This window comes from Psychromonas ossibalaenae ATCC BAA-1528, assembly GCF_000381745.1.
GTDB classification, from domain to species: domain Bacteria; phylum Pseudomonadota; class Gammaproteobacteria; order Enterobacterales; family Psychromonadaceae; genus Psychromonas; species Psychromonas ossibalaenae.
This window is the reverse complement of record NZ_KB907014.1, coordinates 8,982-26,850: the sequence shown is the minus strand read 5'-3', so window position 1 is coordinate 26,850 and position 17,869 is coordinate 8,982. Positions and strand designations below refer to the sequence as shown.

General features: G+C 42.3%; 15 protein-coding genes. 4 read left to right on the top strand and 11 right to left on the bottom strand.

Annotated elements, in window-relative coordinates; translation table 11 throughout:
* Window position 1 precedes the first annotated feature (1 nt).
* The 10 genes from rng to gyrA form a co-directional block, all read right to left on the bottom strand.
* On the bottom strand, window positions 2-1,474 hold the full coding sequence (gene rng, locus G327_RS0118535; protein WP_019616305.1) for a ribonuclease G: 1,473 nt from the start codon (window positions 1,472-1,474) through the stop codon (window positions 2-4).
* A 76-nt stretch (window positions 1,475-1,550) separates the two neighbouring features.
* A complete protein-coding gene (locus G327_RS0118530; protein WP_019616304.1) occupies window positions 1,551-2,135 on the bottom strand; it encodes a Maf family protein in 585 nt (194 codons plus the stop codon).
* A gap of 2 nt (window positions 2,136-2,137) precedes the next feature.
* Window positions 2,138-2,620, bottom strand: coding sequence for a rod shape-determining protein MreD (gene mreD / locus G327_RS0118525; RefSeq protein ID WP_019616303.1), 483 nt, complete (start codon window positions 2,618-2,620; stop codon window positions 2,138-2,140).
* Window positions 2,604-3,485, bottom strand: a complete 882-nt coding sequence (mreC, locus tag G327_RS0118520; RefSeq protein ID WP_019616302.1) for a rod shape-determining protein MreC — start codon at window positions 3,483-3,485, stop codon at window positions 2,604-2,606. The genes mreD and mreC overlap by 17 nt, the downstream gene beginning before the upstream one ends.
* A gap of 225 nt (window positions 3,486-3,710) precedes the next feature.
* Window positions 3,711-4,754 (bottom strand): rod shape-determining protein, encoded by a 1,044-nt coding sequence (locus G327_RS0118515; protein WP_019616301.1) that lies wholly within the window; start codon window positions 4,752-4,754, stop codon window positions 3,711-3,713.
* 389 nt (window positions 4,755-5,143) lie between these two features.
* A complete protein-coding gene (locus G327_RS0118510; RefSeq protein ID WP_019616300.1) occupies window positions 5,144-5,371 on the bottom strand; it encodes a hypothetical protein in 228 nt (75 codons plus the stop codon).
* 70 nt (window positions 5,372-5,441) lie between these two features.
* Window positions 5,442-6,734 carry a 3-phosphoshikimate 1-carboxyvinyltransferase gene (gene aroA, locus G327_RS0118505; RefSeq protein WP_019616299.1) on the bottom strand — a complete coding sequence of 431 codons (1,293 nt, stop codon included), beginning with the start codon at window positions 6,732-6,734 and terminating at the stop codon, window positions 5,442-5,444.
* A 64-nt stretch (window positions 6,735-6,798) separates the two neighbouring features.
* Window positions 6,799-7,902 carry a histidinol-phosphate transaminase gene (gene hisC / locus G327_RS0118500; RefSeq protein ID WP_019616298.1) on the bottom strand — a complete coding sequence of 368 codons (1,104 nt, stop codon included), beginning with the start codon at window positions 7,900-7,902 and terminating at the stop codon, window positions 6,799-6,801.
* A 303-nt stretch (window positions 7,903-8,205) separates the two neighbouring features.
* Window positions 8,206-9,294: a 3-phosphoserine/phosphohydroxythreonine transaminase gene (gene serC / locus G327_RS0118495; RefSeq protein ID WP_019616297.1), complete on the bottom strand. Its 1,089-nt coding sequence runs from the start codon at window positions 9,292-9,294 to the stop codon at window positions 8,206-8,208.
* A 62-nt stretch (window positions 9,295-9,356) separates the two neighbouring features.
* Window positions 9,357-12,077: a DNA topoisomerase (ATP-hydrolyzing) subunit A gene (gene gyrA, locus G327_RS0118490; protein ID WP_019616296.1), complete on the bottom strand. Its 2,721-nt coding sequence runs from the start codon at window positions 12,075-12,077 to the stop codon at window positions 9,357-9,359.
* 375 nt (window positions 12,078-12,452) lie between these two features.
* Here gyrA and ubiG point away from each other — a divergent pair, with 375 nt between their 5' ends.
* Complete coding sequence (ubiG, locus tag G327_RS0118485) at window positions 12,453-13,178, top strand: bifunctional 2-polyprenyl-6-hydroxyphenol methylase/3-demethylubiquinol 3-O-methyltransferase UbiG (protein ID WP_019616295.1); 726 nt, start codon at window positions 12,453-12,455, stop codon at window positions 13,176-13,178.
* 118 nt (window positions 13,179-13,296) lie between these two features.
* On the opposite strand, the gene G327_RS0118480 is transcribed toward ubiG, so the two are convergent.
* Entirely contained in the window at window positions 13,297-13,479 is a 183-nt protein-coding gene (locus G327_RS0118480; RefSeq protein WP_342662391.1) for a hypothetical protein, read from the bottom strand.
* Window positions 13,480-14,162: 683 nt separating this feature from the next.
* Here G327_RS0118480 and nrdA point away from each other — a divergent pair.
* From nrdA to G327_RS25090, 3 genes are all read left to right on the top strand, one after another.
* Window positions 14,163-16,430: a class 1a ribonucleoside-diphosphate reductase subunit alpha gene (gene nrdA / locus G327_RS0118470; RefSeq protein ID WP_019616292.1), complete on the top strand. Its 2,268-nt coding sequence runs from the start codon at window positions 14,163-14,165 to the stop codon at window positions 16,428-16,430.
* Window positions 16,431-16,548: 118 nt separating this feature from the next.
* Entirely contained in the window at window positions 16,549-17,694 is a 1,146-nt protein-coding gene (gene nrdB, locus G327_RS0118465) for a class Ia ribonucleoside-diphosphate reductase subunit beta (RefSeq protein ID WP_019616291.1), read from the top strand.
* A gap of 6 nt (window positions 17,695-17,700) precedes the next feature.
* On the top strand, window positions 17,701-17,869 hold a 169-nt coding region (locus tag G327_RS25090; protein WP_019616290.1), incomplete at its 3' end, for a 2Fe-2S iron-sulfur cluster-binding protein.

The window sequence follows — 17,869 nt, the reverse complement described above, 5'->3', positions numbered from 1 at the left end:
TTTACATCATAACCACGTCAAACTGCTCCTGCCCGTACATAGGCTCAGCATGAATTTCGACCTGCTTTGACATAAATAAAGTTAATTCTCCCAGACTGTGAGACTCGTCGCCCTGCAGCGCTTCTGCAACAGAGGGAGCGGTATAAACAACAAAACGGTCAACATCATAAGCACGGTTAACTCTTAAAATTTCCCGCAGTACTTCATAACAGACCGTTTCAACCGTTTTAACATAACCTCGGCCATGACACTCCTCACAAGCACTGCAGAAAATATGCTCAAGGCTTTCCTGGGTACGTTTACGAGTCATTTCGATTAAACCCAGAGGAGAAAAATCATTAATATGGGTTTTAACCCGATCTTTAGCTAACGCCTGCTCTAAGCTGGTGAAAACACGGCGTTTGTGATCTGCTGATTTCATATCAATAAAATCAAGAATGATAATACCGCCTAAATTTCGTAAACGCAGCTGTCGTGCAATCGCCTGTGTTGCTTCGATATTGGTATTAAAAATGGTTTCGTCAAGATTACGGTGGCCGACAAACGCACCGGTATTAATATCCACCGTAGTCATCGCTTCGGTCTGATCGATAATCAGATAACCGCCTGATTTCAGTTCCACTTTACGTTCCAGAGCCCGCTGCACTTCATTTTCAACATCAAACAGATCAAATATAGGGCTTTCACCCGGGTAGTATTCAATCTTATCTTCAAGTTCAGGCACAAATTCATTGGTGAACTCTTTAAGCTGATTAAAGGTTAGATTAGAGTCAATACGCACTCTGTCTATCTGAGTACCGACAAAGTCGCGCAGAATTCGAAAGGCTAATCCTAAATCCTGATAGAGCAGTTTATTTTTACTTTTACTGCGCTGCCGGCGGGTAAGTACCTTGCGCCACACCCGTTGTAAAAACGCGGCATCATGAACAAGTTCATTTTCCGGAGCACCTTCGGCAGCTGTGCGGATAATATAACCGCCTAATTCATCCAGGCAGCCCTGGGTGACCGCTTTTAAACGGTCCCGCTCTTCGGCACTTTCAATACGCTGTGAAACACCTACATGCTCACTGCCCGGCATGAAAACCAGATAACGCGAAGGCACGGTAATATCGGTTGTTAAACGGGCCCCTTTGGTACCAAGCGGATCTTTAACCACCTGCACCATAATATCCTGTCCCTGGCGGACCAGTTCAGAAATATCAGCCACTTTAAACTGCGCTTTTTCTGTCTGCGCAACACACTCAGTATGCGGAACAATATCCGAGGCATGTAAAAAAGCAGCTTTTTCTAAACCAATATCAACAAAAGCCGCCTGCATACCCGGCAGTACCCGGCAGACTTTTCCTTTGTAAATATTGCCGACAATCCCTTTGGTCGCCTGACGTTCGATATGTAATTCTTGTAACACCCCGCCTTCAACCAGCGCAACACGCGTTTCAGTCGGAGTAATATTCATTAATAATTCAACGGACATTTGTAATTCCTTTAAAAGCTCTTTAATGAGCGGCAGACTGCCCTGCTCTAAATCTGTTTTAATACTCGAATTTCACTTAACCAGCATTGTGCGGGGCTTGTGAAAAAGCCTTAATCAGCTGATCAGTTTCATATAGCGGTAGACCAACAACCGCACTGTAACTGCCTTGGATCTCTGTTACAAACTTTCCACCGACACCTTGAATACCATACCCACCGGCCTTGTCTAAAGGTTCTCCGGTTAACCAGTAATCGGTTATTTCATTTTCGTTTAATACTTTAAAGCAGACATCTGTTTTTACCAGAACGTGTTGTGATCGCAGCTTATCCACTAATGCAACAGCAGTGAATACCTGATGCCTGCGTCCGGAAAGCAGAAGCATCATCTCTCTGGCATGCTTTTCATTGCGAGGTTTTTCTAAAATATGCTGATCAATAACCACAATTGTATCCGCCCCTAAAACAGGCCGATCTTGAGGGCTGTTTACAAAACCGCCCTGCGCTTTCTGCAGCGCTAAGCGTTCCACATACTGCACTGCCGTTTCACCCGGGTTTATTTTCTCTTCAATCGATGCTTTAACTTGAGTAAAGGAGACACCAATCTGAGTTAATAGTTCACAGCGTCTAGGCGAGTTAGAAGCAAGGTAAATAGAGGGTTTCATCTTTATGCAACCTTAAAACGAATGCGAATAAACCGCAGAAACAAAAAAAACCAGGGCCAGATTAACATCGAAGTAAAAATCGACCAGAAGTAATGACTGTGCAGCACAATATCCTGCAGACTTGATGCAATCCAGTACAGCACTAATTTCGCCAGCAGAATGAATCCCCCGGCTAATAATGTCGTCTGCACCAGAGTGAAATAACGAATACGCTGGTAATTAATGCTGACCAGATAAGCCAGCACCGAAAATAACAGTGCATGCATGCCCAGCGTTGAACCTAATAACAGATCCAGCAGCAGGCCTAAGACAAAAGCATGACCAATACTCACCCGGTGAGGCAAAGCTAAAACCCAGTAAAAAAGCAACAGAATCATCCAGTCCGGACGAAAAGCATTAAGTATAATCGGAAGCGGAAAAATGGCACAAATTAAGCCAATAAAAAATGTTAGGTAGATGACCCGGTAGCTACTCAGGAGTGACATCTTCTGACTCCGGCGGGGTTAGCGATAAATCAGACTCATTATATTGATGATCATTCCATAACAGCAGCAGATAACGGCTTCGGTCTAGTTTTGCTACGGGTGTTGCCGTCACTTCGGCATATAAAGCACCTTCCTGATAGTTAAAACGGCTGACTGTCGCAACCGGGTAGCCTGCCGGAAAACGTCCTCCCAGACCAGAGGTAACCAGCAGATCCCCCTCCTGCAGATCAGCATTACTCTGTACAAAGGGCACATTAAGTTTATTCCATGCGCCGCTGCCGTGCACAATGGCGGTGACATCATTGCGCTGCACCCGCACGGGAATACCATGGCTTGCATCAACAATTAACAGTACCCGGCTGGTTGTACTGCCGACCTGCGAAACCTGGCCGACAACGCCCTCTTCATTGATCACCGGCTGGCCTAGATAAACACCGTCAAGCGCACCTTTATTAATTAACAGCTGATGAGTAAAGGGATCGGAACGCAGGCTCATCACTTCGGTAATCATGCGTTTATTGGTAAAGCTACGCTGTGAGTGTAATAGCTCACGTAACTGTTTGTTTTCATTCTGCAGCTGAGTAAGTAATAAGCGATCAGCTTTAAGGTATAAATTGTCTTTTTCCAGCTGCTGATTGCGTTCTTTTAAAGCATCCCGGGTCATCAGATTATCAGACAGGGTGCTGAACAATTTTTGCGGTGCGTCAGCAATATACTGCAGAGGACTAACCAGTGAATTAAGATAAATACGCGATGACGCAAAGAGATTAAACTGGCTGTCAGCTAAAAGCAGAATAAGCGAAAGTGCTATCACTATGGATAGTCTTAATAAAAAAGAGGGACCGCGCGTAAAAATTGGTTTCATTATTACCGATCAAATAAGAACTGGCTGCTGGTACAACTTACTATAAAGCAAGTCAGATTGATTTGATAAACTGTCATGCAGCGGTTAAAAAATATGATGTCATTTTCGACTCAAAGGCCTGCGCCGGCAAGGCCAATATCAATGCAATAGTTGTTCTAATTACAAAATCAATCAACCCGGCAGACACGCTATACCCCGTATATAGAGCATTCAACAGCTGCGCTGTTAGTCTGCGTTAAATACGTCACCACCATGGGTATCGATCATTTCCAGCGCCATACCGCCACCTCGAGCTACACAGGTCAATGGGTCGTCAGCAACAATAACCGGAATACCAGACTCCTCTGAAAGCAGACGGTCAAGTTCACATAATAAAGCACCACCACCGGTTAACACCATGCCTGTTTCTGCAATATCGGCAGCCAGTTCAGGCGGCGTTTTTTCTAAAGCAAGCATAACAGCCGAAACAATACCGCTTAACGGCTCCTGCAGTGCTTCTAAAATTTCATTGCTGTTAAGCGTAAAGCTGCGTGGAACACCTTCTGCCACGTTCACACCACGTACTTCAATCTCTTTAACTTCATTAATCGGGTGAGCAATTGCAATGCTGTGCTTAATACGTTCAGCGGTAATTTCACCAATAGTACAGCCGTAATTACGACGTACATAGTTAATAATCGCTTCATCAAATTTATCACCACCGACACGCACGGAAGCCGAATAAACTACACCGTTTAAAGAAATAACGGCCACTTCCGTTGTACCACCGCCGATATCAACAACCATTGAACCTTTCGCTTCCGATACCGGCATTCCCGCACCGATTGCCGCCGCCATAGGCTCATCGATAAGGAATACATCACGCGCACCGGCACCCTGTGCTGATTCGCGAATAGCACGACGCTCAACCTGAGTTGAACCGCATGGTACACAAACTAATACACGCGGACTTGGACGCAGTACGCTATTGTTATGCACTTGTTTAATAAAATGCTGAAGCATTTTCTCAGTAATATAAAAGTCCGCAATGACGCCGTCTTTCATCGGACGAATCGCTTGAATATTACCAGGCGTTTTCCCTAACATCTGCTTTGCATCATGACCGACAGCCGCAACACTTTTACCCGCACCGTTTTTATCTAAACGGATCGCAACTACTGAAGGCTCATCTAAAACGATACCTTGATCTTTTACATAAATAAGGGTGTTTGCTGTGCCTAAATCGATCGAAAGATCGTTAGAAAACATACCTCGAAACATTTTAAACATGAAAAATTTCCAAATGAGCTAAAAATAATTAATTAAGAAACGTACTCTATCAACACACCTAAACTTCATCAAGGAAAGAAAGTGAATAGCGCCAGGAATAGTCGGTTTACTTCAATTCTTTACCTGCAGGCGCATAGAAAACCAGCAAAAGGTATATTAATTTTACAAAATACATAAATAAAAAATTCAGAAGGTATAAATCCAGCCGCTTAGAAGACTTATCAGCAGCAGTACGGCTCTTGCCGTCAGAAGCAGTTAAAATAATGTTCCGGCTCAGTTGAAAAGCAGCGTAAATGATAAATAGCAGAGTGTAAGACTATTAAAAGCGCCATATAAGAAACACAAACAGATAAATTATCCATAAAGGATAAAGGACGTATAATAAATACTTACTTACTGCCTTTTTGAAAAAACAGCAGCGTTAAATAGATTTTACTTGGAATTAGCAGAAGCAGACCGATACCGATAATTAATGCGATCAGCAGCACCCCGTCAGCTCCCATGGTGACACTGATATTTGTAAAAACCGCCAGACAAACACCTAAAATAAGCAGCATTATTCCCAGCACCATACACACAGTCATGACTCTATTAATCAATGCGGCTGTTAGCTTCATTATGCTTCCTTCAGTAAGTGCTTAAACAAAAAAGCCTTCCACAAGGAAGGCTTTCAAATAACAGACAGGATTACAAACTGACTGACTCTAACTTTTCAAAATAATCCGGGAAAGTTTTAGAAGTACACTTAGGATCGTTAATAGTTACCGGCGTATCACTTAATGCTACTAGCGAAAAACACATCGCTATACGGTGATCATCATAGGTATCAATAGCCGCATGATTAAGCTTAGCAGGCGCTGTTACTTCGATAAAGTCATGCCCCTCCACAACCGTTGCGCCGACTTTACGCAGCTCGGTTGCCATAGCAAATAAACGATCAGTTTCTTTCACGCGCCAGTTATAAACGTTACGAATTTTCGTGGTGCCTTGTGCAAATAAAGCGGCCACTGCAATGGTCATAGCTGCATCCGGGATATGGTTCATATCCATATCAATCGCTTTAAGTTCACCTTTGCTGGCTTTGATAAAGTCATCACCCCATTCAATCTTAGCGCCCATCGCCTCCAGAGCGTCAGCAAACTGAATATCACCCTGCACCGACTTTCTGCCTATACCAGTTACTTTAATACTGCCGCCGCCGATTGCACCGGCAGCTAAAAAGTAGGAAGCCGATGAAGCATCACCTTCAACCAGGTAATTACCTGGAGCGCTGTATGTCTGCCCGCCGCGGATCACAAACTTCTGGTATTCACCATTTTCATTATCAACTTCTATACCAAAGTCCTGCATAATCTGCAGAGTGATTTTGATATACGGTTTAGAAACCAGTTCACCGATAATTTCAATCGTGGTGTCCTGTGCAGCCATAGGCGCCGACATTAAAAATGCCGTTAAAAACTGACTTGAAACACTGCCGTCAATCTCAATTTTTCCGCCTTTAAGGCCGGTGCCTTTAATTTTAAGCGGCGGGTAGTTTTCATCCTGCAGATAAGTCACATCAGCACCAGCCTGCTGCAGCGCATCAACTAAACTACCGATCGGGCGCTCAAACATACGCGGCTCACCGGTTAAGACATACTCCCCCTGGCCCAGACAAAGCGCAGCACAAAGCGGTCGCATTGCCGTACCGGCATTTCCTAAGAACAACTCAAGCGCCCCCAGTTCGGCGGTATTAAAAGCACGCCCCAAACCTTCAACAACACACTGTTTTTTGTCATCAGAAAGCTGATAGCTAACACCTAATTTTTTTAACGCGTTTAACATATGACGAATATCATCACTGTCCAGCAGATTAGTTAAAGTTGTTGTGCCTTTCGCTAAAGCAGCCAGCAATAGTGCGCGATTAGAAAGACTTTTTGAACCTGGTAGATTGATTTCACCTTCAACTTTTGCAATCGGGTTTAATAATAACTGTTCCATAATATTCTCTATTTCTCTCACTTAGTAACTACATTAAAAACTATATTAAAAACTTAAATAACAACTACAGATCCAGCACTTTAATCAGCGCCTGTTTAAAACGCTGATTTTCAGCCTGCGTACCGATGCTGATACGCAGATGCTCCGGCAAACCATAACCGCTGATCGGGCGGACAATAACCCCTTCCTGAAGAAGCTCCTGATAAACTTTATCACCAGACCTACCAACATTAACAGTAATAAAATTACCCATCGATGGAATATACTCAAGCCCGTTTTCACTGAAAAAACGGCTTAAATCAGCCATACCTGCATTATTCAAGGCAATACTTTGTTCAAGGTATTTTTCATCCTGGAGAATCGTTTCTGCAGCTTTTAATGCTAAAGCATTACAGTTAAACGGCTGACGCACGCGGTTTAAAATATCAGCTATCTGCGGATTTGAAATAGAATATCCAACCCGTAATCCGGCTAAGCCATAAGCTTTTGAAAATGTGCGTGAAATAATCAGGTTTGGAAACTGTTCAATCCAGGCTATTGCATTACCGCGTCGCTCAGAGGGAGCGTATTCAAAATATGCTTCATCTAATACCACTAATACTTGATCTGGTATTTTAGCCAGAAAAGACTTTATCTCATCCTGCTCTAAAAATGTACCGGTTGGATTATTCGGATTAGCAATAAAAATTAGCGCAGTTTTATCCGTAACAGCCTCTGCCATTGCATCTAAATCATGGCCGTAGTTTTTGGCCGGTACAACAACCGCGGATGCACCAATCGCCTGCGTAACGATCGGATAAACTACAAAAGCATGCTGCGCAAAAATGACTTCATTGTCACAACTGACAAACGCGCGGGCAATCAGCTCAAGCAGATCGTTCGAACCATTACCTAAAGTGATCTGGTTTAAATCCACAGAATATTTTTCAGCAAGCGCCTGTTTTAGATAATAACCGTTTGCATCAGGATAACGTGTTAACTCACTTAACTCTTTCTGCACAGCAGCTTTGACTGACTCACTTAAACCCAGCGGATTTTCGTTAGAAGCTAGTTTTACAATATTACTAATACCAAGCTCGCGCTCTAGCTCATCAGTGGGTTTGCCCGCCTGATAAGGATGCAGCTTCTGTACACCACTATTGGCAACAGTTAAATAATCACAACTCATCTGTTATTCCTAATCCATGAATTAAAATTTAAGGGTTCTTAGGACCTGTTTACCTTTGCTCTTTGTTCCTGCTGGAGGCTATTTTTATGCTCAGCAAGGCAGAAGTCATGCAGTGTTGTCACTCTACATTAATAACTGATAACACAGTTGAGTGTTAAAATAGCCCCAGCCCTTCGGGTTGAGGCTGAAAATCCCTCACTCTGCGTTGCTCATCACTCATTTAGAACACTAAACTTCATTCTTCGCGCCTTGATTGAGAAAATTTCAGGCTCAACAGGGGCAGTTTTCAAAGATAAACAAGCCCTAGGCGTATTTTTTTTCGAAAGCAGACATAAAGTCAACTAATGCCTGCACACCTTCAATCGGCATCGCATTATAAATACTGGCGCGCATACCACCCACTAATTTATGCCCTTTAAGCGTCAGCAGCCCAGCGGCTTTTGACTCTTTTAAGAAAGTCTCATTAAGGCTGTCATTTTCTAAAGTAAATGGAATATTCATGCGGCTGCGCACGCTTTTATCAACATAATTGGCATAAAAAGAAGAATTATCGATAAAGTTGTAAAGCAGCGCTGCTTTAGCAATATTTTTCTTCTCAACTTCAGCTAAACCGCCCTGCTCTTTCAGCCATTTAAAGACTAAACCAGCCAGGTACCAGGCGTAGGTCGGCGGCGTGTTATACATTGAATCCGCATCAGCCTGTACTTTGTAATCTAAAATTGACGGGATGGCCTGACGCGCTTTTCCAATCAGATCATCACGGACAATTACGATTGATAAACCTGAAGGACCGATATTTTTTTGTGCCCCGGCATAAATAAGGCCAAATTTTGATACATCAACAGGACGCGATAAAATCGTTGAACTCATATCAGCAACCAGCGGTACTACGCCGGTTTCCGGTATATCAAACAGCTCAATACCCTCAATGGTTTCATTCGGGCAATAATGTACATAAGCGGCACCGGCATTAACCTGCCAGTCAGCACAAGCCTGTACACTGATTTTACCATCCGCTGTTTCTGTCATAATATTCGTTTCAGCAATGCGTGCATGTTTTTTTGCTTCTACTACTGCAGATTTTGACCATTGCCCGGTTAACAGATAATCAGCATCGAGCTTATCATCAAGCAGGTTTAACGGCACCGCAGCAAACTGACCGCGACCACCACCGTGACAAAACAAAACTTTATAGTTATCAGGAATCTCCATCAGGTCACGCAGATCCTGCTCAGCCTGCTGCGCCATGTCGATATATTCTGGACTGCGGTGGCTTACTTCCATGACAGAAATACCCATACCCTGCCAGTTACAAAATTCGTTTTGTGCTTTGTGCATAACCGCTTCCGGCAGCATTGCCGGACCGGCACAGAAATTAAATATTTTAGTCATTGTTATCTGTCTCTTAAAACAAAATAAGCGGCCAAGGCCGCTTATTTAAAGATTAATAAAGTTTATTCCTGAGATTCAGAAGGCTCGTCCGTTGACGGCACACTTTCCTCAACTTCCGAACTCGGCTCAACGGCTTGACCTTCAACAGGTTCACCGTCTTCTTCATAAACCGGCGCATCTTTGATTTCATCAATACGCTGCAGGGCAACTATCTGCTCATCCTCAGCAGTACGAATCAGGGTAACCCCCTGAGTATTACGACCAACGACGGATACTTCACTAACACGGGTACGTACTAATGTACCGCGGTTAGAAATAAGCATGATTTCATCATTCTCATCAACCTGTACCGCACCGACAACTTTACCGTTACGCTCGCTCACCTTGATTGAGATAACCCCCTGCGTTGCACGACTCTTCGGAGAGTAGTCAGCAAGCGGCGTACGTTTACCATAACCGTTTTCTGTGGTTGTCAGGATATGACCGGTTTCATTAGGCACAATCAGAGAAACAACTTTTTCACTGTCTTTCAGCTTAATACCACGAACACCCGTAGCTGTACGGCCCATTGGACGTACACCTTTAAACTTAACTTCCTGGTTGCCGTTTTCATCTAATACCGGCGCACCATCTTCATCAACCACTAAAGTTTCTTCCGCTTCTTTAAAGCGCACCACTTTACCGGCATCAGAGAAGATCATAATTTCATTTGAACCATCGGTGATTTCAGCACCGATCAACTCATTATCTTCATTTAAGTTAATTGCAATCAGACCGCTTGCACGCGGACGGCTGTAAGCACTTAATGCGGTTTTCTTAACCGTACCGTTAGCTGTTGCCATAAATACAAACTTATCATCTTCATATTCACGTACCGGCAGAATCGCAGTAATACGTTCGCCTTCTTCAAGCGGCAGGATATTCACAATCGGACGACCACGAGCCTGACGAGAAGCCAGCGGCAGCTGGAACACTTTCAGCCAGTATAAACGGCCGCGTGTCGAGAAACATAAAATCGTATCATGAGTGCTGGCAACTAATAATTTTTCGATGAAATCTTCATCTTTCATCTTAGTAGCAGCTTTACCTTTACCGCCGCGGCGCTGTGCTTCGTAATCGGTAAGAGGCTGGTACTTCACATAACCTTCATGGGAAAGCGTTACTACCACGTCTTCTTCATTGATCAGATCTTCCATACAAAGGTCTGTTTCACTTGCGGTGATTTCAGTACGGCGAACATCGTTAAAGTTTGCTTTAATCTCTTCTAACTCTTCACGAATCACTTCCATTAAACGTGCAGGGCTTTCTAAGATAAATAACAGAGCGGCAATCAGCTCTAACAGCTCTTTATATTCACTTAATACTTTTTCATGCTCTAAACCGGTCAGCTTATGCAGACGCAGATCAAGAATGGCCTGTGCCTGTACTTCGGTCATGTAATATTGACCGTCACGAACACCGAACTCAGCAGCTAAACCGTCAGGACGGGCCGCATCAACGCCGGAAGCTTCAAGCATAGCAGCAACATTACCTAAGTCCCAGCCTTTTGACTGTAAACCGATTTTCGCTTCAGCAGGTGTTGCTGAATGACGAATCAGGTCAATAATAGGATCAATGTTTGCCAGTGAAATAGCTAAACCTTCAAGGATATGTGCACGTTCACGGGCTTTTTTCAGCTCAAATACGGTACGGCGGGTAACCACTTCACGACGGTGTAAAATGAAAGCTTCTAACATCTCTTTCAGGTTAAACAGTTTCGGCTGACCGTGATCCAGTGCTACCGCATTAATACCGAAAGTAACCTGCATCTGCGTCTGTGCATAAAGGTTGTTTAAAACAACTTCACCCACTTCGCCGCGTTTAACTTCAACAACCATACGCATACCGTCTTTATCCGACTCGTCACGCAGGGCACTGATGCCTTCAATTTTTTTATCTTTAACAAATTCAGCGATTTTTTCAATTAAACGTGCTTTGTTAACCTGGTACGGCAGTTCATGAACCACAATCGTTTCACGACCGGTTTTATCATTAACTTCAATGTCCGCTTTAGCACGAATTTTTACTTTACCGCGCCCGGTATGGTATGCATCAATAATACCTTTACGGCCGTTGATGATACCTGATGTCGGGAAATCCGGACCGGGAATAAATTCAATCAGTTCATTGATAGTAATATCGGCGTTGTCAATCAGCGCTAAACAGCCGTCAATTACTTCGCCCAGGTTATGCGGCGGAATGTTCGTTGCCATACCAACAGCGATACCCGATGAACCATTTACTAATAAGTTCGGTATTTTAGTCGGCATTACTTCCGGAATGAATTCTGTACCGTCATAGTTAGGTACGTAATCAACGGTTTCTTTATCTAAATCGGCTAATAATTCATGCGCAATTTTCTGCATACGGATTTCCGTATAACGCATTGCAGCCGCGCTGTCGCCGTCAACAGAACCAAAGTTACCCTGGCCGTCTACAAGCATGTAACGTAAAGAGAAATCCTGAGCCATACGAACGATTGTATCGTATACCGCAGTATCACCATGCGGGTGATATTTACCGATTACATCACCGACAATACGTGCCGATTTTTTGTAAGGTTTATTCCAGTCATTGCGCAGTACATTCATCGCAAATAAAACACGGCGGTGAACCGGTTTAAGACCATCGCGTACATCAGGCAGTGCTCGCCCGACAATTACGCTCATTGCATAATCAAGATAAGAGTTCTTTAATTCATCTTCAATGTTGATTGGAGAAACGTCAGAGGCAAATTCGCTCATAGAGACCTAAATCCTTAGTTTATTATAATATCGACTGAATTTTAGTGAGTTGCGCATACTAGCATAAATAAACGATGAATAAACGCATTGACAGCAAATGTTCCTGTGAATATGGGATAATGGTCAGTCTGTGTTTAAAACAAGCTGAAAACACCTTTAAAATGCCTGTATTTATGATAGTTAAAGCACTTATATAAAAGCCTTATCATTGTCCGTTAATACTGGTTGTTTAAAAATCAACACCAGTAAGTGAAATTATTATTAAAATGATTAAGTTATCCGCCTTTATAAAGCAGCAGAGGGTGTATCTGCTGCACTCGCATTTCTAGGAAGCTCGGGTATAATGCGTCGACTTCGGATAAGAGAGTAAAGTGAATGCCTTCAAATAATGATGCAGTGACACATAATGTAGATCCTAAAGAAATTGAAAAATTTTCCGCAATGGCTGAGCAGTGGTGGGATTTAGAGGGCGATTTTAAACCTCTGCATATGCTTAACCCGACTCGACTGGAATATATTGAACAGGGTGTTAACGGCTTATTTGCAAAATCTGTTGTTGATGTCGGCTGCGGCGGTGGCATTCTTGCTGAAAGCATGGCAAAACAAGGTGCACAAGTAACCGGCATTGATATGGCCCATGCCTCGCTGCAGATTGCCCGCTTACACGCTTTAGAAACGCAGACTGAACTTGATTACCAGAAAATAACCGCAGAAGAGTTTGCCGGCCAGCATCCCGGACAGTTTGATGTGGTTACCTGCATGGAGATGTTAGAGCATGTTCCGGATCCGGCTTCTATTATTAAAGCCTGCTGCCAGATGGTCAAACCCGGCGGATTTGTGTATTTCTCAACCATCAATAAAACCTTTAAAGCTTATTTAATGATGATCTTAGGCGCAGAGCATTTATTAAAGTGGGTACCTAAAGGCACCCATGAATATGAAAAGTTTATCCGCCCTTCTCAGCTGTTGGCCGCCATTGATAAAACCACGTTAAAATGTGAAGATCTCTGCGGTGTGGAATTCAATGCCTTTACGGGTGAATTTAGCATTACAGATAATGTAAATGTAAATTATATGCTTCGCTGTCAAAAACTGGCCTAACTATTTACATTGAAATTTTACCAAATAGCTGTTTAGTAATAAAAAAAACGCTGAACAGCGTTCAGCGTTTTTTTTATTAGTTAAGATCTTCACAACTTCTATCAACAACCTGTTAACATTAAACCAGTGTCTGGCTTTTAGCGATCGGCTCTAAGCACGCTTCTAATTCTTCATCAGTAGTCGGCATCATACCAAGTTCAAAAATTTCCCTAGATCCAAGCATATACGCACTAGTATCACCGTGATCATGATGAAACCACTTACCGTGTAGGCAGATATCTGTATAGCATTTTGGCTGCATAAGTAATTTCATAAAATTCCCCTTTCTATTCAAGTTAAACGTTATTTATCTTAACGCCCTGCTTTTTGTTAATTTAATATTAGTTAATATTTATATTAACAATTAATTAACTTATCCGTTTTTCTTATAAAACCTGATAAATTGCATGGGTATATTGATTTAGATCAAGCCACAAAGCAAAGCTGCCGATTTGTAACAACTTTGTTACAGATTTTGTGACGTTCACCACTGATCTCCGCAGTGCCTGTCATTTGTAAAACTTCTTTGCTCTACTTAGGCATAATCAATGCCAATTACCATAACTCTAAGGAGTAAAATGATTAATAAACAATCAAAGCATGAACTCAACAGCAGTTCAGAAAATAATATTTTTTGTTTCCAGATTGTTTCCTTGCGGTTAAATGATTTACAAATAGTCGTTGCATTTCACTAAAAACAGATCCGCCATAAACCTTAATGTTAGTTAATACTAACCCACTTTTTATGTTTTCTATTTATCCACAATTTTATCCACTTTCCCTTTGAAAAGATTCACTTGAAAAAAACTTAAAAACCTTTATCTTGTGCCTCTTTGTTTACTAACACACAATATCTTGTGTTTTAAATAACCAGTTCACACAATTACCAAACTGCATTTAAGTCGCCTGAGTCGCATTGCTGTCGTCAGAAATAAGGTAGCCAGAATGAATAAAAACCTGTTTGTCACTAAACGTAACGGCAAAAGAGAAAGTATCGATCTTGAAAAAATTCACCGCGTCATTACCTGGGCCGCGGAAGGTCTAGATAACGTTTCAGTCTCACAGGTTGAGTTAAATTCGCATATTCAATTTTATGACGGTATCCGCACCGATGATATTCATGAAACAATAATTAAAGCAGCAGCCGATCTTATTTCTGAAGAGTCTCCTGACTACCAGTATCTGGCAGCTCATCTTGCAGTATTTCATCTGCGTAAAAAAGCCTACCAGCGCTTTACGCCGCCAAGTGTTTTTGAACACGTCAGTAAAATGTGTTCTAAAGGTAAATATGATGCACACCTGCTGGAAGACTATACAAAGAAAGAATTTGAAGAGATGGAGAAATTCATCGATCACGACCGTGATTTAAACTTCTCATACGGCGCAGTTAAACAGCTTGAAGGTAAATATCTGATTCAAAACCGAGTTAATGGTGAAATTTATGAAAGCGCACAGTTTTTATATCTTTTAGTATCAGCTTGTTTATTTGCAGATTACGATAAAGATGTACGTTTAGATTACGTTAAACGTTTTTATGACGCGACTTCACAGTTTAAAATTTCACTACCTACTCCTATTATGTCTGGTGTACGTACACCTACCCGCCAGTTTAGTTCATGTGTATTGATTGAAACCGGCGACAGTTTAGACTCTATTAATGCAACAGCAAGTTCAATTGTAAAATACGTTTCACAACGTGCAGGTATCGGTATCAATGCCGGACGTATCCGTGCCATGGGCAGTAATATTCGCGGCGGTGAAGCTTTCCATACGGGCTGTATTCCGTTTTATAAATACTTCCAGACCGCTGTAAAATCATGCTCGCAAGGCGGTGTTCGCGGCGGTGCGGCAACAGTTTTCTACCCTATCTGGCATTTGGAAGTTGAATCACTGTTAGTACTTAAAAATAACCGTGGTATCGAGTCTAACCGTGTCCGTCATTTAGATTACGGTGTACAGCTGGGTCGTTTATTTTATCAGCGTTTAATTGACCGGAAATCCATTACCCTGTTCAGCCCGTCGGATACCCCCGGGTTATACGATGCATTTTTTGAAGATCAGGATGAATTCGAACGTTTATATACCTTATATGAAGGTGATCAAAATATCCGTCAAAGTTCAATTCCAGCTGTTGAGTTATTCTCACTACTGATGCAGGAGCGTGCAAGTACCGGACGTATCTACATTCAGAATGTCGATCACTGTAATACGCATAGTCCCTTTGACAGTAAAGTTGCACCGATTCGCCAAAGTAACTTATGCCTAGAAATTGCACTGCCGACTAAACCGCTGCAGCATATAATGGATGAAGAAGGTGAAATTGCCCTTTGTACATTATCTGCATTGAACTTAGGCGCAATTGACTCACTTGATGAGTTAGAAGAGCTTTCTGAGCTGACGGTTCGTGCTCTGGATAACTTATTAGATTATCAGGATTACCCGATTAAAGCGGCTGAAAACAGCAGCATGGCGCGTCGTACATTGGGTATAGGGGTTATCAACTATGCTTATTACTTAGCTAAAAACGGCGTCAAATACTCAGACGGCAGTGCCAATAACTTGACTCATAAAACCTTTGAGGCGATTCAGTTTTACCTGCTGAAAGCATCAAATAAATTAGCCAGAGAACGCGGCGCCTGTCCTAAATTTAATGAAACGCGTTATTCTCAAGGTATTTTACCACTGGATAACTACAAAAAGTCATTAGATGATATTTGTGATGAACAGTACCACTTAGACTGGGAAACACTGCGGGCTGATATTGTGAAAGACGGCTTACGTAATTCTACACTGTCTGCATTAATGCCGTCAGAGACTTCAAGCCAGATTTCCAATGCAACTAACGGTATTGAACCGCCTCGCGGCTTTATCAGCGTTAAAGCCAGTAAAGACGGTATTTTAAAACAGGTAGTGCCTGAATTTGAAAAGTATAAAGAAAATTACGAGCTGTTATGGGATATCCCGAATAACCAGGGATATTTAGAACTAGTAGGTATCATGCAGAAATTTGTTGACCAGGCAATTTCGGCGAATACTAACTATGATCCTAAACGTTTCGACGACAGTAAAGTGCCGATGACCAATCTATTAAAAGACCTGCTGGTTGCCTATAAGATGGGTGTTAAAACACTGTATTATCATAATACCCGTGACGGTGCAGACGACGAAAAAGTTATCGAAGACGACTGTGCCGGCGGTGCCTGTAAGATTTAAGGCTTCGGCTCGTTAATTACAAGCCCGCTCAAATGAGGGGGCTTTTTAGGTTTAAAATTGTCTGATGCTTTTAATAATAAACACCATCAGATAAATTAATTCAGCATGGAGATGCAAAATGGCTTATACCACTTTTTCACTAATCCCGAATGACGCAATGAAAGAACCAATGTTTTTTGGTAACCCGGTGAATGTCGCCCGTTACGATCAACAGCGTTTTGAAGTATTTGAAAAACTAATTGAAAAACAGCTGAGTTTTTTCTGGCGTCCTGAAGAGATTGATGTCAGCCGCGATCGTATCGATTTTATGAACCTTCCAGATCACGAACAGCACATATTCATCTCAAATTTAAAATACCAGACACTGCTTGATTCTATTCAAGGACGCAGCCCAAACATCGCGCTGCTGCCTATTGTTTCATTACCTGAGCTGGAAACATGGATTGAAACCTGGTCATTTTCAGAAACTATTCACAGCCGCAGCTACACACATATTCTGCGCAACCTGTTTACCGACCCGAGTGAAGTATTTGAAGATATTGTCTCTAATGAAGAGATTCAAAAGCGTGCTTCTGATATTGCCGGCTATTATGACGCACTAATCCATGCTACCCAGTTTATGCAGCTGCATGGCTTGAAACAGACTGATAGTGATTATATTAATCTGCACGGCGATAAAGAAACACTGACATTACGCTCACTTAAGAAAAAACTTTACCTTTGTATCTGCTCAATTAATGCGCTGGAAGCGATTCGTTTTTACGTATCATTTGCCTGCTCATTTGCCTTTGCTGAACGTGATTTACTAGAAGGTAATGCAAAAATCATCAAGCTGATTGCCCGTGATGAAGCACTGCATCTTAACTCAACCCAGCAGATTTTAAACCTCTGGGCTGATGGTAAAGATGATCCGGAAATGGCAGAAATTGCGATTGAATGTTTTGCTGAAGGCCGGGAAATATTCCTGCAGGCAGCCGAGCAGGAAAAAGAGTGGGCAAAATATCTGTTTAAAGACGGCTCGATGATCGGTCTTAATGAAGAGATTTTATGCCAGTATGTTGAATATATTTCTAACCAGCGTATGCAGGCAATTGGTTATGAAGCGCCGTTTGAAGTGAAAAATAACCCTATTCCATGGATTAACCACTGGTTAGTCAGTGATAACGTACAGGTTGCACCACAGGAAGCTGAGATCAGCTCTTACCTAGTAGGACAAATCAACAGTAAAGTTGACAGCGACGACCTGAGCACCTTTGAGTTATAAATTTTCATGTCAGCAAAATTAACCGTCGACGGTATTGAATATCCACTAGATACAGAAAAAACACTGCTTGAGAACTTAGAGTCTCAGGCAGTTAAAATGGAATTTCACTGCAGAGACGGCCACTGCGGCGCATGCCGTTGTTTACTGATAAGCGGACAAGCTGAGTATATCAGCT